This window comes from Gluconobacter albidus, assembly GCF_002005485.1.
In the GTDB taxonomy this organism is placed as follows: Bacteria; Pseudomonadota; Alphaproteobacteria; order Acetobacterales; family Acetobacteraceae; genus Gluconobacter; species Gluconobacter albidus.
This window is the reverse complement of the sequence record NZ_CP014689.1, coordinates 872,942-889,873: the sequence shown is the minus strand read 5'-3', so window position 1 is coordinate 889,873 and position 16,932 is coordinate 872,942. Positions and strand designations below refer to the sequence as shown.

Genomic DNA, 16,932 nt, shown 5'->3' with positions numbered 1-16,932 from the left:
GTCCTTGCAAATCAGTAAGCTACTCATGAAGCGCGCGAGAGAGTTTCGAACGTATTCCCGTCCACGGGAACACCCTCGATATGATGGCGATGCCACAGCGCATAAAACACCAAATTCCAGGCCTGCCGTGCGACACCGCGCTGGCTGGCGCGGGCAAAAAGACGCTCCACGTCCTGCTCCGGCATCATGGCGCGGATGCAGGGCTGACGGGCGACCAGCGGCCCAAGACGCTGCGCCTGTTTCTCGATCCAGGGCCCCACAGGCACCGTAAATCCCTGCTTGGGTGCAAAAGGCCGGGCCTGAGACAGAGCATCCTGAAGCCAGCGACGCAAAAGCCATTTCCCATAACCGTCACGCACCTTGAAGGTCCCAGGCAGCGACCAGACCGCTTTGGCCACAACCGGGTCCAGCAGCGGGGTGCGTCCTTCCAGGGAATGGGCCATCAGACAGCGATCCAGCTTGAGCAGCAGATCGTTGGGCAGCCATTCCGCGATATCCAGCGCCTGCGCCGCTTCGAGCCCGGATAGTCCCAGAGCGAGTTCCGTCATGGCGATCCCGTGCCGCCACTGCCGTCCTCGCTGTGGGAAACGTCTGCCGAACGTCCCTGAGCGATACGGCGCACGACCACCCTTCCACCAGGGTTTCATGACCCGCCGATAGCGACCATAGCCCGCGAAAAGCTCGTCCCCGCCTTCACCGCTGAGAATGACGGTGACATCCTTTCTCGCTTCGCGTGCAAGAAACCATGTCGGGATGATGGCGTAATCCGCAGCCGGATCGTCCATACACGCCACGATGGCTGGCAGATCGCGCCAGACCATGTCTTCGGTGACGGTCAGGACATGATGCTCCGCCCCGACGGAGGCAGCCAACGCGGCGGCCTCAGCGGATTCATCCGCCGCGCCGGCATCGAAACGTGCAGTCCATGTTTTGGGATGCGGCAGTCCCAGCCGATGAGCCGCCGCCAGAATGACCGAACTGTCGATCCCGCCCGACAGGAACAGTCCAAGCGGTACGTCTGCCCGCAGATGCGCCGCCACGCTGTCGAGAAGCGCCGTGTCCAGCCGCGCCAGCGCGTCCATATCCGTCAGACCGGCCGGGACCGTATCGCGTGCCTCGTGCAGAACGTGTCGACGGCGCGACTCCACGATTCGTCCGTCCACGATCCTGAGCGTCTCACCCGGCAGGAGGCGCCGGATACCTTCGAAAATGGTGTCCTGCCCGGTTGTGAACTGAAGCTGCATCAGTTCGTCACGCGCGCCTTCGCGAACGCTTCGTCTCCCAAAGCCGCCCGCAAGCAACGCCTGCGCTTCGGACGCGAAGGCGATGCCCCCTTCGTAAGCCGCGATATAGAGCGGCTTGATCCCGAACGGATCACGCGCGAGCACCATTTCATGACGCCCCTGCTCATTCTCCACGATCGCAATGGCGTACATACCCCGCAATTCATGCGTATAGCCCGCACCATCCTGCAACCACAGATGCAATGGCGGCTCACAGTCGCTGTGTGTCTGAAAGCAGGTTGCGGGAAAACGCCTGCGGATGGCCGGGTCGTTATAGATTTCGCCATTCGCGATCAGGGCCGCCGCGCCAAGCCGGAACGGCTGCGCGCCCCCTGCGATATCGACGATGGACAGGCGCCGGTGCCGCAGGGCGGCTCCCGCCAGATCCAGCCGCCCTTCTCCATCCGGTCCACGATGGAAAATTGCCTGCGACATGCGCGCCAGAGCCGCCTGGTCTGGACGATGTCCCGGCAGACAGGACAGGCCTGCGATGCCACACATCAGGCGCGCACCCCGTCCAGAAATGCGGACCATCGCGCCATGACCACGTTCTGCGAGAACTCCCGCTCGAACCGCGTCCGACCGTTCGCGGCAAGTTTCTGGGCTAGTACGGAGCTTTCCAGAACACTGCCGATCTGCACGGCAAGGTCCTTTTCGTCTTCAACGGTTGCCAAGAGTCCGTCCTGCGTGCCTTCAAGAATTTCCTGCGGGCCCTGAATACGGCTTGCCACGACCGGCACTCCGGCGGAGAGCGCCTCGATCACAACATTGCCCAGTGGCTCGATGCGGGACGGGCAGACCAGAACATCACAGGCCCGCAGCCACGGGCCACTCTGCCCGATCCAGCCGGGAAGATGCACACGCTCCGCAACACCCGCTGCTTTCGCCAGCGCCTCAAGTGCGCCACGCTCCGGCCCCTCACCCGCGATCACGAGATGCACACCCGGCAGATGCGTCATCGCCCGGATCAGCACATCAAAGGCCTTGTTTTCATGCAGACGGCCCAGAGCGAGTACAAACGGCACACCCTGCGGCAGAAAACCGGGCCGTTGCGGCGCCACGTCCGAAAAATCCGTCGCGAAATTCGGCAGATGATGCACGCGATCGGCAGCCCAGCCCTGTGTTTTCATCCAGTCCGCCAGCCCCCGCGTATTGCCAATCAGATGATCGCAGCGGCGATAGTTCGACAGGTCGTAATATCCGCCCAGACGCCCGGCCATCTGCCACGGTCCCGAGGGCACCAGACGCGCCGCCCGGCTCATCCACGCCACCACGATATCTGGCCGGAATGCATTCAGACTGCGCCGCAGCCCCGGTCGGGTCCGCAGATCCAGCAGACCGCCAAACCGGAATGTCCGGGTATCAACCCCGGCTTCCTCCAGCCGTCCACACCGTCCTTCATCCTGACGGATCAGGGCCTGAACGGCGCGACCGTCCCGCATCTGGGCCATTGTCAGGCGTTCGAAGAACAGCTCTGCGCCCCCTCTTGGGGCCCCCGCCATCACATGGGCCACACGACCCCGGTCTTCGTTGGACGATGCAGAAATCATCCTTCTTCTATCGGCCATGACCGACAGGGCATCAAGTCAGTCTGCTCCAAGGTTCGGAGCAAACACGTTTTTTTCATTCAGGATGTCCGTCGCGGTCTTCAGAACCTGCGCCACATCCAGCCCCGTCATGGGCGCATGGCCTTCCGGCCCCGGCGCTTCCACGAACCGTGCCAGACGACCGGCCGGCGCGTATTCCGATGCCCGTGACGGCCCGAACAGTCCCAGCGTCGGCGTGCCCACGGCCGCAGCCAGATGCATCAGGCCGGAATCATTGCCCACAAACAGCGCGCAACGCTGAAAAAGCGCCGCCACATCACCCAGTGTATGATTGCCGCCCAGATCCAGCGCATCGGGAAGCCCCTTCAACACCGGCTCCGCCCGCGCCCGCTCATCCTCACCGGGCCCATAAAACACGACGGGGCGCAGGTTTTCCGACCGTAGGGCCTGCGCCAGCGCCACGAACCGCTCGGGTGGCCAGATCTTGCCATCCCAGTTCGCCGTCGGCCCCAGCGCCAGCCAGCGCCCTTCGGGCAATGCCACAGCCGCATTCGCCCGTTGCGCCCTGGACGTCCAGACACGCGGCATGGGCGTGCGGCGATAGCCGAGTGCTTCCCCAAGCTGCTCGATCCGTCGGCCGGGCCGACGGCCACCCCGCACGATGATCCGACGCCGTGCCCGCAGTGTCAGCCCGATCAGCGACCCCCGCAGATCCACAACCATGAACCATCGCGTCCTAAAACAGTCCCGCCACAGATCAATCCAGTGCCGGTCATGGCGGCGCTTTTCCATGGTAATGATGCGCTCGCATCGCGGGTCCGCTTCAAAAAGCCCCGCCGCCACAGGGCCACAGACCACCGTGAACATCGCCGCCGGATAACGCTTCTGCAACGCATCCAGCACGCCCGTGGAAATCACCGCATCGCCCAGACGGTTGGACGTAATGAACAGGATCCGCATCATTCGCGATGCCACACCGCGTCCTTGATGGTACTCACGAACGCCTCATGGACCTGAAGCTCTTCCGCGGTCGGCGGGACCATTTTCCGTAGAGGCCGGCTGGCCAGCGCGTTGATCCCGTCCGTCATGCTGCGACTGCGGGACGGACCTGCCAGACCCAGCCCGCGCTGCCGCCCCCCCATCAGCTCGACATACACTTCCGCCAGAAGCTTGCAGTCCAGTAGCGCGTTATGGGTGCCGCGCTGGGACAGGTCGATGCCGAAACGGCGGCACAGCGCATCAAGGCTCGCCGGAAGGCCCGGATATTTCTTCCGCGCCATTTCCACCGTATCGATGGCCCTGCTGGCATAATCGAGCGGCTCGCGCCCACAGGCCTTCAGTTCGGCATTGACGAACTTGAAATCGAAGCGGGCATTGTGGGCGATCATCGGGCTGTCTCCAATGAACTCCAGAAAACCGTCCGCAACCTCGGAAAATTTCGGCTTTCCCTCCAGATCCTCGATCCGGAACCCATGCACCTTGGTCGCTTCGGGCGGGATATCACGCTCGGGATGGATCAGCACATGATAGGCCTCCCCCGTCGGCAGGTCGTCGATCAGTTCGAGAGCCGCGATCTCAATGATGCGGTCGCCCATATCCGGGTCAAATCCCGTGGTTTCCGTATCGAACAGGATGGATCGTTTCATGACGCCTCACGAAGCCGGTGCAGCAGGGCATGGACCTGCCGGGCGGCCTGTCCACGTGACAGGCCGGTTCGTATCACGATGTCGGCCCGGCGTCTGCGTTCATGGTCATTCATCTGACGGGCCAGCAGTCCTTTCGCATCCACCACGCTCATGCGGCCACCACTGCGCCCGCGCTGTCGGATACGCGCAAGCCGTGTATTCATGGGGGCTTGCGCAACCACGACCAGATCGCAGCGCCGATCTTCCCCGATTTCCATGAGCAGCGGAATATCCAGCACGCAGAACCGCTCTTTCCGCGCCCGGCACTGCTTCAGAAAACGCTCCCGCTCAGTCCGCACCAGCGGATGCATGATGGCTTCGAGACGCTTAAGCGCGTCAGGGCGCGCCCTGACGACCTCCCGCAGCGCCACCCGATCCAGATGTCCGTCAGCCACCGTGCCCGGAAATGTTTTTTCAATCAGAGGGAGCGCCTTCCCCTCTTCGCCCTGAAGCACCCGGACACACGCATCCGCATCAAAAACCGGCACCCCGGCCCTGCGGAACAGTGTCGCAACTGTACTTTTCCCGGCCGCCATCCCGCCCGTCAGGCCAATAATCCGCACGCTCTAGCGCAGGCTCGCCGCCAGAAGGTCGAACGTCGTCCGGTCTGCCTCAGGATCAACACCGAACCACGCCCGAAAACCCGCCCGAGCCTGATGAACGAGCATCCCCAGACCATCCACCGTCCGCAGTCCGCGCGCCTGAGCGGCCAACAGAAGCGGCGTCTCGCGCGGCGTGTAGACGATATCGGTCACACATAGTCCAGGTGCAGCCTCCCGAAGGGCAGAATTCCAATCCATTCCGGGTTTCCCGCCCATCCCCATGGACGTGGCGTTCACCAGAAGCGAACAGCCCGACAGCAGAGACGGCCAGTCGTACCAGGCCACGGCCTCACCGCCACCAAGCGCTTCGACCAGAGCCTCGGCCCGCTCAAGCGTCCGGTTCGCAATTACGACTTCGCATCCCCGGTCTAGCAGCGCTGCCGCCACGGCCCGCGCCGCACCGCCTGCGCCGAGGATCAGGGCACGGCCTGCAATCGTCACGTCATGCGCGCTCAGATTGTCGCAAAATCCCGTCCCGTCCGTACAGTCGCCGATGATGCGTCCCGCCACAAAACAGATCGTATTCACCGCTCCGGCCCGTTTGGCGGTCGGAGTGAGTTCGTCACAGGCGCGCATCGCGGCTTCCTTGTGCGGAATCGTGACATTCACGCCCTGAAAACCCGCCGCTGCCAGTCCGCGCAACGCCTGATCGAAGCCTTCCGGCCGCGTCGGCAATGGCACATACGCCCCATTCACCCCGTTCACCCGGCACCAATGATTATGCATCAGCGGAGAGCGCGAATGTTCGACAGGCCAGCCCATGACGCCCGCGAGTTTCGTATGCCCGTCAATCATGCCGCCAGCCTTTCCCAGACTTTCGGCAGAAGGACTGCCAGACGCTCGGCCCACTCCCGCTGTCCGGTCTTTTCCGCGATCAGATCCTGCCGGATTTCGATTTCAAGATAAGGCAGACCGCCCGCCTCCGCATGGCGCGGCACCGTGTAGTCGGACGTATCAGTCAGGACGTAAGGCTCATTATCGCCCACGCAGAGCGCACTGTCTTCTCGCAGCAGGTCCAGCGCGATCGACGCCATGCGGCTGTCCGAATTGTGCAGAATGCCGATCTGCCAGGGGCGATCTTTCCCGTTCATCTGCGGTGTAAAACTGTGCAGCGCGATCAGCGCTGTCGGACGCGGGCCGCGCTCGGTCAGGACTTCCGCGATCGTGTCATGATACGGATGCAGGATCTCCCGCTCCCGCTTCGCCCGGCACGCCTCCTGCGCCGCCTGGTTGACGGGAACCGCCGTGCCGTCACTTACGAGCGGCATCGACGTCGGATGGCCGGGCGCGCGGTTACAGTCAATCACGAGCCTCGAATAGACCTGCTCGATCAACGCCGCGCCCAGCATTTCGTGCAGCACGCGCCCCACGCCGACAATGCCGATGTCCCAGGCGATGTGCCGCTCCCAGTCCTCGGTCCGTACCCCCATATCCCCCAGCGCATCCGGAACCGCCCGCCCTGCGTGATCGCTCACGAGCACGAACGGGGACGGCATCTTTTCCGGGAAAAGAAGGAAGGGCACCGGGTCATTGGCACCAAGAAGGGGAGCAGACATCAGGACTTTACTCTTACTATCCAGCCAGAGCCTGCACAGTATGCCTCACGGCGTCCGCAGACCAGTCCATGTTCCCGATGGATTCCGCCACAACCTCGCCTTTCGCATTCAGGATCAGCGACCGGGGTACGCCATGCAGGGACATGACATCCGGTTTCAGGCTCTTCAGATCATCGGGACGCACCTGCCGGACCGACTGGATCAGCGCGGTTTGATCCGCCGTCTCCATCATCACGGCTGACAGCGGATCGACCAGAAGCGGCAGGGCGTCGATCCCGTGGCTGTCATAAAATGCCCTGACCTTGGGAATCGTGCTGCCACGCACAGCCACGGCGACGATCTGCGGCCCTTCGGCGCCCAGCGCCTTGGCCGTCGCGTTCACCGAAGGCAGTTCACGGATGCAGGGCGGGCACCATGTCGCCCAGAAATGCAGGATGAACGGTTTGCCGTACCAGTGCGACAGAGGCACGTCCTGATCCTGCTCGTTCTTCACGCTCAGTGGCGGCAACACTTTCGGCGCGGCCAGCTTACCGAAAGAGTTCGGCTCGAAAGCCAGCCCCTTTCCGGCCTCTTCCTTTGCAGCGGTTGCAGCGATGGCCCGTCCCGAAACCAGAAGGGCACCGGCTCCGCCCAGGAGATGACGGCGTGTCAGGGGAAAAGTCATGTTGGAAATCCGTTCTTTCATTACAAACAGGTCTGTCCCATCGCGGCTCAGACGATCGTGGCGGCAAGCACCCGGCGAAGCGCATCCGCGGCACCGGAAGCCCCCCAGTCCAGCGGACCCGCCGCCGTCGCGCGAATGCGCCCTTTACCATCAATCAGGAATGTTACGGGGATGGCAAGCTCCGCGGCCCCATACCAGGCCTTCAAAGCGATCCCGTCCACCGTCCATGCGGGCAAGCCCACGATACCATTACGGCTCAGGAACGCATGGACGTCGTCTGGTGATCCGCTTGAAACCGCAACCGGAACAACAGGACAATCCGGCCCCCATGCCCGAGTGAACGCCGCCAGAGCCGGAAGTTCATGGCGGCAGGGCGGACACCACGTCGCCCAGACATGGAGCAGGAAAGGCACTCCCCGTCGCGAGGCAAGTGCGGACTGCGAACCTTCAGGGCCCGACAGTCCAAGAGCAACGGGCTCCGACATCGCCTGCCCCGGCATCAGCCGACCAACCGGCATGCCGCGACGCACGACCGTCCCCGCCAGCTTCGCGGCCCCCACACCAACAAGAATGGCAAGGCCAGCCGTGCCAGCAACAACGTTCCGCCGGCTGACCAGCCCTGCCTTCACGCGGGTTTGGATGGCTGAAGGCCCGAGAGGATCTTTTCAAAGGACGCCTGACTGTCCGGCGCGCCCCACGCCATGTCCCCTTCAACGCTGGCGCGCAGCCGTCCCTGCGCATCAATCACGCAGGTCATGGGAAGGCTCGGCTCGCCGGATGTGAACCATTGGGAAAACTCGTGCTGCCCCAGCGTCCAGGGCGCGATATGCGGCAGATTACCCTGCGCCAGAAAGATCATCACCTTCGGCAGCGGACTCGCCACGGCGACCGGAATGACAGGAATGCTGGATCCCGTTTTCTCAAGGAACGCATTCAGCGCCGGAAGTTCCAGCCTGCACGGCGGACACCACGTCGCCCACAGATGCAGAATGAAGGGGCGTCCCCTCAGCGAGGAAAGCGCCAGCGTCGTACCATCGGGCCCCTTGAGCTGGAAATTTACGGGCTCCAGCCGAGGCGCGCCGGGCGTAAGCGAGGGGAGCACAGGCTGCGTCCCGTCCGCCGCCTTGGCGGAATTCCCCAGCCCGCAATTGCAGAGGGAGGCTGCCGCAGCTAGGCTGGCCGCTCCTCCAAGAAGGGTTCGCCGGTCGATCTGCTTCCGAATCATCTGTTTACGGTTATCATGAAAAACGCTCCTGTCGACACACAATCAGATGCCGCCATGTCCTTTGAAGGCACAGCCGCCAATCCGCAATGGGGTGGCCGCTTTGCCTCAGGACCGGCCGCCATCATGGGTGAGATCAACGCTTCCATCGGATTTGACAAAATCCTGTGGCGACAGGACATCCGCGGCTCCCTCGCCCATGCCGCCATGCTTCAGAAAGTCGGCCTGCTGACCGAGACCGAACTGGCCGAAATCCGTCAGGGCCTTGGCGACATCGCGCAGGAAATCGGCGAAGGCCGCTTCGAGTTCTCCCCCGCCCTCGAAGACATTCACATGAACATCGAGGCCCGCCTGTCCGAGCGCATCGGCGAGGCTGGCAAACGTCTGCACACGGCACGCTCGCGCAACGATCAGGTCGCCACCGATTTCCGCCTCTGGGTGCGTGACGCCATCGACGGCCTTCAGGACCAGACCGCCGCCCTGATGCGCTCCCTCGCCACCCGTGCGCTGGAGCATGCCGCAACGCCGATGCCGGGCTTTACCCATCTTCAGGTCGCCCAGCCGGTCACGTTCGGCCACCATCTTCTGGCCTATGTCGAGATGCTGTCGCGGGACCGCGGTCGCCTGCGCGATGCCCGCGCCCGTCTGAACGAATGTCCGCTCGGTTCGGCCGCCCTTGCCGGTACGTCCTTCCCGATCGACCGCCGCATGACGGCTGCGGCACTGGATTTCGACCGCCCGACCGCCAATTCGCTCGATGCCGTCTCGGACCGTGATTTCGCGCTCGAATTCCTCTCCGCCCTGTCGCTTCAGGCCATGCATCTGTCCCGTCTCGCAGAAGAAATCGTGATGTGGGCTTCTGCCCCCTTCGGTTTCGTCACGCTGTCCGATGCGTTCACGACCGGCTCGTCCATCATGCCGCAGAAGCGCAACCCGGACGCCGCCGAACTGGTGCGCGCCAAAATCGGCCGCATCATGGGCGATTTCGTGGGCCTGCTGACGGTCATGAAGGGCCTGCCGCTCGCCTATGCCAAGGACACGCAGGAAGACAAGGAACCCGTCTTCGACGCCACCGAGGCCATGACACTTTCGCTGGCTGCCATGGACGGCATGATCCGGGACCTGAAAGCCAATGCCCCCCGGATGCGCGAGGTCGCGGGCATGGGCTACTCCACCGCCACTGACCTTGCCGACTGGCTGGTCCGCGAACTGCGCGTTCCTTTCCGCACCGCCCATCACGTCACCGGCCGTCTGGTCGGTATGGCGGAACAGAAAGGCTGCGATCTGGCGGACCTGTCGCTCGGCGAGATGCAGTCCGTCGAACCGCAGATCAACAAGGGCGTTTTTGATGTCCTGACCGTCGAGGCGTCTCTGGCGTCGCGCACCAGCGAAGGCGGCACGGCACCGGCCAATGTGACGCATCAGGCCAAAGCCTGGCTTGCAAAACTCGGAGAAACCGCATGAAAACCCTGCTGCTCGTCAGCATGGCGGTCATGGCCCTCGGCCTGACTGCCTGCGGCAAGAAAGGCGCCCCACACGCCCCCGGCCCCGCGCAGGACATCACCTATCCGGGCACTTACCCGCCGGAATAAGCGCCTGTCGGCAGGCTCGCCTCCAGAGCCTGCCGCACCAGCGGATGCTCCCGCACCTGCCGGGCCCTCCAGCCTGCCTGCTGCAGAACCCGCACTCCTTCCGCGCCATCCCGTTTGGACAGTTTGTGTCCCTCTGAATCGAGAATGAGCGCGTGATGCGCATAAGTCGGTTCCGGCCACCCCATCAGGTCCTGCAACACCCGCTGAACTGACGTCGCCTCATACAGATCCCGCCCCCGCGTGACGGTCGTCACGCCCTCAAGCGCATCGTCATGCGTCACGCACAGATGATAAGACACACCCGTATCCCGCCGCGCCAGAACGATATCGCCGAACGCATTGGCCTTCCCGGCAACGCGGCCGTGCCCGATCTCATGCCAACCCGGCACGCCCTGCAACACGTCCAGCGCGCGCGCCATATCGAGGCGCCAGACCGGCTCCCGACCCGCATGAACTGGGCCATGCCGACACGTCCCCGGATAAACGAGGCTTCCATCCGGCGCGGTCTGCGTCGCGGCCTCGGCAATCTCCCGTCGCGTACAGAAACACGGATAGAGCAGCCGCCGCTCCCGCAGAGTCTTCAAAACGACCTGATATTCAGGCAAATGTCTGGACTGACGCCGCACCGGCTCATCTGACGACAGTCCAAGCCACTCCAGATCCTCCCGCAGCGCCGCTGTCAGCTCCGGCGTACAGCGCGTCGTATCAATATCCTCGATACGGATCAGGAACCTTCCGCCCTCACCCGCCATGATCCGCGAATAGAGCCCTGACACCACATGTCCCAGATGCAGAAACCCCGTAGGACTCGGCGCAAATCGTGTCGTAGCGGGAGGCGTCATGAATGTGTCACCAGCGTTTGCTTGCGGTCCGCGCAGTTTACTGGAATAGTTTCCTCAAAGAAGCCGACGACACGTGTTTTCCCGCTGTTTGTCCCGTTTTCATTCGGCGCTAATCCCGCATGTGTCGTCCTTGCAGAAAGGATGCGTGTGGTGTCCGTCAGCGGTCAGCATTTTCCGGCTCTTGTCCTGAACGCGGATTTCCGTCCGCTGTCCTATTTCCCGCTCTCGCTCTGGTCCTGGCAGGAAGCCGTCAAAGCCGTCTTCCTCGACCGCGTCTCGGTCCTTTCCGAATATGAAGATGCCGTCGTCCATTCCCCCAGCCAAAGCATGCGCCTGCCCAGCGTTATCGCCCTGAAGGACTACATCCCCACCGCCCGCAAACCCGCCTTTACGCGCTTCAACGTCTTCCTGCGGGACAATTTTTCGTGTCAGTACTGCCATGACCGATTGCCCACGCATGAGTTGACCTTCGATCACGTCATCCCCCGTGCCCGCGGTGGGCGCACGACATGGGAGAATGTTGTCACCGCGTGCAGCCCCTGCAACCTGCTCAAGGGCTCAAAACTGCCAAGCGAGCTCGGCATGCACCCACACCGCAAGCCGGTCCAGCCCAGCAGCCGCCGCCTTCAGGAAAATGGCCGGACCTTCCCGCCTCATTATCTTCACGAAAGCTGGCGCGATTATCTGTACTGGAATACCGAACTCGAAACCTGAGCAGACGTTCAGTCAGTCCAAGTTCTGGTCAATTTCTGGCCAGCTTCTGCAAGGATGGACTTCCATGCGCACAGGACTTCTGCTGACGACGCTGGCCCTCGGCCTTTCCGTCACTGCTCTTCCGGCTTCCGCCGAAACCCTGCATCTTTTCGGCCCGTTCAAGGGCGAACACGGTGCCACGGCTCCGATCAAGGGTTCGGCATCCGCCATGCTGGACACCACGAAGAACACCCTGACTTATCGCTTCGAGGACAATGGTCTGTCCGGCCCCGTCACGGCTGCCCATCTTCATGGCCCGGCGGCAGCGGACGAGGATGCCGGTGTTCTAGCCCCGATCAACGGCCCCTACACCACCCGCATGACTGGCACGCTCCAGCTTACGCCCGATCAGGTCACGGACGTTCAGGCCGGGCGGAGTTATATCAATCTCCACACGGAAAAATTCCCGGACGGAGAAGCCCGCGCCCAGCTCACCACGGAACTGACCGGCCACCGTCACCACGCGGAATAAGCCTTTCATCCTACAAAAACAGAAAAGACCTGCCCCGTGAGGGACAGGCCTTTTTCATAAGACAAACGACAGATGCAGCCTGTCAGGCAAGCATCCTTACTCGCCCGCTGAAGGGCTTTTCGCCTCAGGAGCCTTGGCGGGTTGTCCCGGATCAAGATCGTGGACGGCCTTCTTCGTCCAGACACCGGTGTCGTGCACCGCGTCCTTGGTACCGTTCTTCGTGGCCTTCCAGCCTTTTTTGCTTTCCTTGCCAGTCCAGCGCGCCGCATCGGAAACGCCATCCTTGGTAGCGTCCCAGCCCTTGACGCTCTGTTTCTTCGTCCACTGCGCGGCATCAGACGTGTCATGACGGACCGCAGCCCAGGACTGACGCACACTCCGGCACAGATCAGTTTCGCAGGGCTTTTCAGCCGTATCAGCCGCCATAGCCTGCGGAGCCATCCCCAGCGGCATCACGACCAGAGCGGCAAGAAGCAGAGGGGCGGAAAAGGAAATGAACCGGATCGACATCGCAAGTCTCCTGTTTTCAGATGTCACCACCCTGTCACTCCCCGCAAAGACGGGCAAGTCCACAAGCCCGACTGCGCCGCAACGCCCGGCAAGCACCACAAAAAAAACCCCGCATCACTGCGGGGTTTTCAGTAGGTCAGATCCGGATGGCGTCAACCGCGACCGAACGTGAGATCATTCCCACTCGATCGTACCGGGCGGCTTGGACGTGATGTCGTAGGTCACGCGGTTGATGCCGCGCACTTCGTTGACAATACGACCTGCAACACGGTTCAGGAATGCGAAGTCGAACGGATAGACTTCCGCCGTCATGCCATCCGTGCTGGTCACGGCACGCAGGGCACAGGCCTGATCGTAGGTCCGGCCATCCCCCATGACACCGACTGTTCGAACTGGCAGCAGAACCGCAAAAGCCTGCCAGATCGCATCGTAAAGCCCGGCACGACGGATTTCCTCAAGGTAGATCACATCCACCTTGCGCAGCAGGTCGAGCTTTTCTTTCGTCACATCACCCGGAATACGGATCGCCAGTCCCGGCCCCGGGAACGGATGCCGTCCCACGATGCTCTCGGGAATCCCGAGCTCGCGGCCCAGCATGCGAACCTCATCCTTGAACAGCTCCCGCAGCGGTTCGACCAGTTCCATGTTCATGCGGTCCGGCAGACCGCCCACATTGTGATGGGACTTGATGGTCACGGACGGACCACCCGAGAAGCTCACGCTCTCGATCACATCCGGATACAGCGTGCCCTGTGCCAGGAACTGCGCACCACCCAGCTTCGCAGCTTCTTCCTCGAAGACCTCGATGAACAGACGGCCAATCGTCTTGCGCTTGGTTTCCGGGTCCGTCACACCAGCCAGTTCGCGGAGGAACAGCTCTGACGCATCACGATGCACAAGACGGATATTGAAGCGGCCCCGGAACGTCTTGACGACCTCGTCCGCTTCGCCCGTGCGCATGATGCCCGGATCGACGAAAATGCAGGTGAGCTGATCGCCAATCGCATCATGGATCAACTTGGCCGCAACAGAGCTGTCCACACCACCCGACAGACCACAGATCACCCGGCCAGAGCCAACCTGCTTGCGGATGCGTGCAATTTCCAGATCGCGGAAACCGGCCATCGTCCAGTTGCCACTGCAACCCGCAACATTATGCGTGAAGTTGCGGATCAGGGCTGCACCATGCGGCGTATGCACGACTTCCGGATGAAACTGCACTCCGTACAGACGACGTCCCTCATCCGCGATGATCGCGAACGGCGCGCCTTCGGAATGGGCGACGGCACGGAAGCCCGGCGGAAGCTGCGTCACGCGGTCGCCGTGACTCATCCAGACCTGCTCACGCTTGCCGCGTGCCCAGACACCCCGGAACAGCGAGCAGTCCTCAGCAATGTCGATATAGGCGCGACCGAATTCGCGGTGCTCGTGATTCTCAACCTTGCCGCCCAGCTTCTGGCACATCGCCTGCTGGCCGTAGCAGATCCCCAGCACAGGGCGGTTGAGCGCAAAAACAACATCCGGAATCGGAGGCGCATTCTCGTCATGGACGCTGGCCGGGCTGCCAGACAGGATAATGCCGCGCGGATTGAAAGCGCGGATCTTTTCCTCGGTCGCCGTGTATGGCCAGATTTCGCAGTACACACCGCTCTCGCGGACACGGCGTGCAATAAGCTGCGTTACCTGACTGCCGAAATCCAGAATGAGGATACGGTCTTCGTGAAGAGTTTCGTCGAGCTTTTCGACGGTGCTGGCGTCCTGCTGGGTCAATGTCATGGCCTCGCGTTCCGGTTTCATGGTGCCTTTTGAGGCTCTCCTATAAGGTGTTGTGTCGTCTGCGTCATCCATTCTGCAACATCGAACAGGAACAACATGCGCCTGCCAGCACTTTTTGCCATCTCCGTCACGGCCCTGCTCGCCGCCTGCGCGGGTACGCCCGACCCGGGCAAGGATCCGACGGGCTCATGGGTTGGTGCCCTCGTCACGGATCAGGGCACCTGTCCGACCGGGCGTTCTTCGACCCTTCGCATAAGAGGCAGGGAGATCCTGTTCACACCGGCGGATGGCTCGCAGGTTCTTCACGGCACCTACACGCCCGGCAGCCAGCATTATCATGCAGAACTCGCCATGACGGATCTGGACCACCATCCCACAGCCGTCGTGTTCAACGGCTACCCTGTCGGGCAGGCGATCGGCGGCATTTTCGGCTCACCGTCGTGCCGCGCCCATATCACCATGACGCGAAACTGAAATTTTTTCGAAAGCGGGGTTGTCAGGTCAGCTAAGCCTCTGTAAAACCCCGCCTCACAGCGCACCCGTAGCTCAACTGGATAGAGCACCAGACTACGAATCTGGGGGTTAGAGGTTCAAGTCCTTTCGGGTGCACCAGTCTTCTCCTGATGAAGACTTTATACAATGTGTCCGCACCCGTAGCTCAACTGGATAGAGCACCAGACTACGAATCTGGGGGTTAGAGGTTCAAGTCCTTTCGGGTGCACCACATTGCTTTTCCCCGTGACAATTCATTGATGTTTCAGTGGCGCACACGCTCAAGGCAGCGATAGACCTCGTCCCATTCATAGGGCTTGGCCAGAAACATCGTGCCGCCCGGCAGCTCTCCGAGTTCCTGAATCCGGGTTCCTGATGTCAGAACAAGGCCAATATCGGGGTGCTGCTCGCGAATCACGCGCGCAAGATCCACGCCATCCATGTCACCGGGCATATTAACGTCGGAAAAAATTGTGCAGATGTCCGGGCGCCGCTCGAGAACAGCCAGTGCCTCGTCAGCATCCGCCGCAAGCGATGTCTCGTAACCTGCCTCTTCCAGCATGTCCGCAGCAAGGAATCGCAGCAGCGCCTGATCTTCGACAACAAGAACATGCTTCCTGCCGATTTTTTTACTTTCCCCCTGCACGTTTCCCTGCGGAACGACGCTGGATGATGCTCCCTTCATGGACATGACATACATGGCAATCACTTTCCGGGATTAAAAAACCTTTAACACCTTTATGGTGTCGTCTTCTGGTCAACGCAGCAATGGGGCCCATGTTTGCATCAGTGAATTTTTTCTGACATGCACCCACGTCTCGCAACCCTTGAACTGCGCCAGACATCAGTGCGGTAAAGGCGCAGCAAATCCACCCCGTTCCGGCGTCGCCAGAACATCAATTCCCACAATCCCCCACTCCCCGTCAGGCTGACGCGCCAGCAGGGGGCCGCCGCTGTCTCCGCGTGTTGCCGCACAGTCGTGATGAATCAGTCCATTCACTGCCAACCCGTTGATCTGACAGGCTATATCCCCGTACGGAACTTCCGGCCGATCCTGAGGATATCCGACCAGCATCGCAGCCGCCCCCGTCTGTGCTACGCCGTAAGGAACAAGGTCGGCAGGCGCGATCACCTTCCGGTCCAGCACCAGCGTGGCACGATCGTCGGACGCCGTACCGCCCTCATTTTCTGGGTCATAACCGGGCGCAATAACAAAATGTGTCACATGGGCATGAAGCCGGTATTGCCCAAGCAGATACCCCATCAGCACGTGAACATCTGCAGGCGGGATATAATGCCGCGTTGCAGACAGCCACAAACAATGCGCCGCCGTGACCATCACGGTCGGCGCCACAGCGAATCCCGTGCATCGGCCCCCCAGTGACGTCTGGACGCGCCCCAGAATCTTCCAGGGCGCCGTATTCACATCCACCACGCTGCGATGGCTGTCCGATCCGAGTCCCGGCAGGGCCACGGCCGGAGCCGCCAGTGCGCCTGTGCCGTACAGCCAGAACATCAGCAGCGCGGCGGCGCCTTTCATCCCAGATGATCCGGGCCAAACGCATCAGGCAGCAGTTCGGCCAGCGTCCGGGTCAGAAGCACGTCTCCTTTCGGAGATATCATATGCACCCGCAGATCTGGCAGACCGAACTCCCGCAGTTTCTGACGGCACCCGCCACACGGCGTACACGGCGCATCGCCGCCCACGACCACGATTTCCTCAATACGCCGGCCCCCAGCCCTGACCATGGAGGCAATTGCACCGGCTTCCGCACATGTTCCCAGCGGATAGGCGGCGTTCTCGACATTACAGCCGGAGTGCACAACACCCTCACAGCGCAGGGCCGCGCCGACCTGAAAGCGCGAATAGGGTGCATAGGCACGCGAACGGGCCTCAAGGGCCTCTCGGATCAGTTCCTGTATCATGCCGGCGATA

Annotated in this window: 21 protein-coding genes and 2 tRNA genes; 7 read left to right on the top strand and 16 right to left on the bottom strand. The window is 62.1% G+C overall.

All coding sequences use genetic code 11. The annotated features are described in order from the left end of the window. Nucleotides 1–23: 23 nt before the first annotated feature. From asnB to A0U94_RS03915, 10 genes are read right to left on the bottom strand one after another with little or no spacing between them, the layout of a single operon-like run. Nucleotides 24–1,784 carry an asparagine synthase (glutamine-hydrolyzing) gene (gene asnB / locus A0U94_RS03960; protein WP_077803829.1) on the bottom strand — a complete coding sequence of 587 codons (1,761 nt, stop codon included), beginning with the start codon at nucleotides 1,782–1,784 and terminating at the stop codon, nucleotides 24–26. Then, on the bottom strand, nucleotides 1,784–2,833 hold the full coding sequence (locus A0U94_RS03955; RefSeq protein WP_244178062.1) for a glycosyltransferase: 1,050 nt from the start codon (nucleotides 2,831–2,833) through the stop codon (nucleotides 1,784–1,786). Before A0U94_RS03955 ends, asnB begins: the two co-directional genes overlap by 1 nt. A 36-nt stretch (nucleotides 2,834–2,869) precedes the next feature. Further along, nucleotides 2,870–3,790: a glycosyltransferase family 9 protein gene (locus A0U94_RS03950; RefSeq protein ID WP_077803828.1), complete on the bottom strand. Its 921-nt coding sequence runs from the start codon at nucleotides 3,788–3,790 to the stop codon at nucleotides 2,870–2,872. Next, nucleotides 3,790–4,476 carry a DNA polymerase III subunit epsilon gene (gene dnaQ / locus A0U94_RS03945; RefSeq protein WP_077802509.1) on the bottom strand — a complete coding sequence of 229 codons (687 nt, stop codon included), beginning with the start codon at nucleotides 4,474–4,476 and terminating at the stop codon, nucleotides 3,790–3,792. The genes A0U94_RS03950 and dnaQ overlap by 1 nt, the downstream gene beginning before the upstream one ends. After that, nucleotides 4,473–5,078: a dephospho-CoA kinase gene (gene coaE / locus A0U94_RS03940; protein ID WP_077802508.1), complete on the bottom strand. Its 606-nt coding sequence runs from the start codon at nucleotides 5,076–5,078 to the stop codon at nucleotides 4,473–4,475. Before coaE ends, dnaQ begins: the two co-directional genes overlap by 4 nt. 3 nt (nucleotides 5,079–5,081) lie before the next feature. Next, entirely contained in the window at nucleotides 5,082–5,912 is an 831-nt protein-coding gene (locus tag A0U94_RS03935; RefSeq protein ID WP_077802507.1) for a shikimate dehydrogenase, read from the bottom strand. After that, on the bottom strand, nucleotides 5,909–6,673 hold the full coding sequence (locus tag A0U94_RS03930; protein ID WP_077802506.1) for an N-formylglutamate amidohydrolase: 765 nt from the start codon (nucleotides 6,671–6,673) through the stop codon (nucleotides 5,909–5,911). Before A0U94_RS03930 ends, A0U94_RS03935 begins: the two co-directional genes overlap by 4 nt. A gap of 16 nt (nucleotides 6,674–6,689) precedes the next feature. Continuing rightward, nucleotides 6,690–7,337, bottom strand: coding sequence for a TlpA disulfide reductase family protein (locus A0U94_RS03925; protein WP_062030940.1), 648 nt, complete (start codon nucleotides 7,335–7,337; stop codon nucleotides 6,690–6,692). A 47-nt stretch (nucleotides 7,338–7,384) separates the two neighbouring features. Beyond that, nucleotides 7,385–7,966, bottom strand: coding sequence for a TlpA family protein disulfide reductase (locus A0U94_RS03920; protein ID WP_077802505.1), 582 nt, complete (start codon nucleotides 7,964–7,966; stop codon nucleotides 7,385–7,387). Further along, a complete protein-coding gene (locus tag A0U94_RS03915; RefSeq protein ID WP_077802504.1) occupies nucleotides 7,963–8,562 on the bottom strand; it encodes a TlpA disulfide reductase family protein in 600 nt (199 codons plus the stop codon). Before A0U94_RS03915 ends, A0U94_RS03920 begins: the two co-directional genes overlap by 4 nt. A 15-nt stretch (nucleotides 8,563–8,577) precedes the next feature. Between A0U94_RS03915 and argH the strand changes: the two genes are divergently transcribed. Both argH and A0U94_RS16230 read left to right on the top strand, forming a co-directional pair. Further along, nucleotides 8,578–10,023, top strand: a complete 1,446-nt coding sequence (argH, locus tag A0U94_RS03910) for an argininosuccinate lyase (protein ID WP_077802503.1) — start codon at nucleotides 8,578–8,580, stop codon at nucleotides 10,021–10,023. Then, nucleotides 10,020–10,151, top strand: coding sequence for a hypothetical protein (locus A0U94_RS16230; RefSeq protein WP_255376051.1), 132 nt, complete (start codon nucleotides 10,020–10,022; stop codon nucleotides 10,149–10,151). Before argH ends, A0U94_RS16230 begins: the two co-directional genes overlap by 4 nt. On the opposite strand, the gene gluQRS is transcribed toward A0U94_RS16230, so the two are convergent. Then, nucleotides 10,136–10,993 carry a tRNA glutamyl-Q(34) synthetase GluQRS gene (gluQRS, locus tag A0U94_RS03905; RefSeq protein WP_077802502.1) on the bottom strand — a complete coding sequence of 286 codons (858 nt, stop codon included), beginning with the start codon at nucleotides 10,991–10,993 and terminating at the stop codon, nucleotides 10,136–10,138. The genes A0U94_RS16230 and gluQRS overlap by 16 nt on opposite strands. A gap of 141 nt (nucleotides 10,994–11,134) precedes the next feature. Between gluQRS and A0U94_RS03900 the strand changes: the two genes are divergently transcribed. Beyond that, nucleotides 11,135–11,707 carry an HNH endonuclease gene (locus tag A0U94_RS03900; protein WP_062030874.1) on the top strand — a complete coding sequence of 191 codons (573 nt, stop codon included), beginning with the start codon at nucleotides 11,135–11,137 and terminating at the stop codon, nucleotides 11,705–11,707. A gap of 64 nt (nucleotides 11,708–11,771) precedes the next feature. Beyond that, entirely contained in the window at nucleotides 11,772–12,218 is a 447-nt protein-coding gene (locus tag A0U94_RS03895) for a CHRD domain-containing protein (RefSeq protein ID WP_077802501.1), read from the top strand. A gap of 96 nt (nucleotides 12,219–12,314) precedes the next feature. On the opposite strand, the gene A0U94_RS03890 is transcribed toward A0U94_RS03895, so the two are convergent. After that, nucleotides 12,315–12,728, bottom strand: coding sequence for a hypothetical protein (locus tag A0U94_RS03890; RefSeq protein ID WP_077802500.1), 414 nt, complete (start codon nucleotides 12,726–12,728; stop codon nucleotides 12,315–12,317). 174 nt (nucleotides 12,729–12,902) lie between these two features. Next, on the bottom strand, nucleotides 12,903–14,504 hold the full coding sequence (gene guaA / locus A0U94_RS03885; RefSeq protein WP_208611673.1) for a glutamine-hydrolyzing GMP synthase: 1,602 nt from the start codon (nucleotides 14,502–14,504) through the stop codon (nucleotides 12,903–12,905). A 96-nt stretch (nucleotides 14,505–14,600) separates the two neighbouring features. Here guaA and A0U94_RS03880 point away from each other — a divergent pair, with 96 nt between their 5' ends. The 3 genes from A0U94_RS03880 to A0U94_RS03870 all read left to right on the top strand — a co-directional run bounded on the left by A0U94_RS03880 (nucleotide 14,601) and on the right by A0U94_RS03870 (nucleotide 15,228). Further along, the gene (locus tag A0U94_RS03880) at nucleotides 14,601–14,978 is read left to right on the top strand and encodes a hypothetical protein (RefSeq protein WP_077802499.1); all 378 of its coding nucleotides are present in this window, start codon (nucleotides 14,601–14,603) and stop codon (nucleotides 14,976–14,978) included. Between the two features lie 61 nt (nucleotides 14,979–15,039). Beyond that, nucleotides 15,040–15,116 (top strand) — tRNA-Arg (locus tag A0U94_RS03875). A gap of 35 nt (nucleotides 15,117–15,151) precedes the next feature. Next, nucleotides 15,152–15,228 (top strand) — tRNA-Arg (locus A0U94_RS03870). 33 nt (nucleotides 15,229–15,261) lie between these two features. Here the strand turns inward: A0U94_RS03870 and A0U94_RS03865 are convergent. The 3 genes from A0U94_RS03865 to A0U94_RS03855 form a co-directional block, all read right to left on the bottom strand. Further along, the gene (locus tag A0U94_RS03865) at nucleotides 15,262–15,696 is read right to left on the bottom strand and encodes a response regulator (protein WP_077802498.1); all 435 of its coding nucleotides are present in this window, start codon (nucleotides 15,694–15,696) and stop codon (nucleotides 15,262–15,264) included. Between the two features lie 144 nt (nucleotides 15,697–15,840). After that, nucleotides 15,841–16,536, bottom strand: coding sequence for a trypsin-like serine peptidase (locus tag A0U94_RS03860; RefSeq protein ID WP_077802497.1), 696 nt, complete (start codon nucleotides 16,534–16,536; stop codon nucleotides 15,841–15,843). Next, on the bottom strand, nucleotides 16,533–16,922 hold the full coding sequence (locus tag A0U94_RS03855) for a cytidine deaminase (RefSeq protein WP_062030936.1): 390 nt from the start codon (nucleotides 16,920–16,922) through the stop codon (nucleotides 16,533–16,535). The genes A0U94_RS03860 and A0U94_RS03855 overlap by 4 nt, the downstream gene beginning before the upstream one ends. Nucleotides 16,923–16,932: the final 10 nt, after the last annotated feature.

Coding starts and splice junctions, on each gene's coding strand:
- asnB (WP_077803829.1), bottom strand. CDS start 1,784: ATGTGTGGCATCGCAGGCCTGTCCTGTCTGCCGGGACATCGTCCAGAC.
- A0U94_RS03955 (WP_244178062.1), bottom strand. CDS start 2,833: ATGATTTCTGCATCGTCCAACGAAGACCGGGGTCGTGTGGCCCATGTG.
- A0U94_RS03950 (WP_077803828.1), bottom strand. CDS start 3,790: ATGCGGATCCTGTTCATTACGTCCAACCGTCTGGGCGATGCGGTGATT.
- dnaQ (WP_077802509.1), bottom strand. CDS start 4,476: ATGAAACGATCCATCCTGTTCGATACGGAAACCACGGGATTTGACCCG.
- A0U94_RS03935 (WP_077802507.1), bottom strand. CDS start 5,912: ATGATTGACGGGCATACGAAACTCGCGGGCGTCATGGGCTGGCCTGTC.
- A0U94_RS03930 (WP_077802506.1), bottom strand. CDS start 6,673: ATGTCTGCTCCCCTTCTTGGTGCCAATGACCCGGTGCCCTTCCTTCTT.
- A0U94_RS03925 (WP_062030940.1), bottom strand. CDS start 7,337: ATGACTTTTCCCCTGACACGCCGTCATCTCCTGGGCGGAGCCGGTGCC.
- A0U94_RS03915 (WP_077802504.1), bottom strand. CDS start 8,562: ATGATTCGGAAGCAGATCGACCGGCGAACCCTTCTTGGAGGAGCGGCC.
- argH (WP_077802503.1), top strand. CDS start 8,578: ATGAAAAACGCTCCTGTCGACACACAATCAGATGCCGCCATGTCCTTT.
- A0U94_RS16230 (WP_255376051.1), top strand. CDS start 10,020: ATGAAAACCCTGCTGCTCGTCAGCATGGCGGTCATGGCCCTCGGCCTG.
- gluQRS (WP_077802502.1), bottom strand. CDS start 10,993: ATGACGCCTCCCGCTACGACACGATTTGCGCCGAGTCCTACGGGGTTT.
- A0U94_RS03900 (WP_062030874.1), top strand. CDS start 11,135: ATGCGTGTGGTGTCCGTCAGCGGTCAGCATTTTCCGGCTCTTGTCCTG.
- A0U94_RS03895 (WP_077802501.1), top strand. CDS start 11,772: ATGCGCACAGGACTTCTGCTGACGACGCTGGCCCTCGGCCTTTCCGTC.
- A0U94_RS03890 (WP_077802500.1), bottom strand. CDS start 12,728: ATGTCGATCCGGTTCATTTCCTTTTCCGCCCCTCTGCTTCTTGCCGCT.
- guaA (WP_208611673.1), bottom strand. CDS start 14,504: ATGACATTGACCCAGCAGGACGCCAGCACCGTCGAAAAGCTCGACGAA.
- A0U94_RS03880 (WP_077802499.1), top strand. CDS start 14,601: ATGCGCCTGCCAGCACTTTTTGCCATCTCCGTCACGGCCCTGCTCGCC.
- A0U94_RS03865 (WP_077802498.1), bottom strand. CDS start 15,696: ATGTATGTCATGTCCATGAAGGGAGCATCATCCAGCGTCGTTCCGCAG.
- A0U94_RS03860 (WP_077802497.1), bottom strand. CDS start 16,536: ATGAAAGGCGCCGCCGCGCTGCTGATGTTCTGGCTGTACGGCACAGGC.
- A0U94_RS03855 (WP_062030936.1), bottom strand. CDS start 16,922: ATGATACAGGAACTGATCCGAGAGGCCCTTGAGGCCCGTTCGCGTGCC.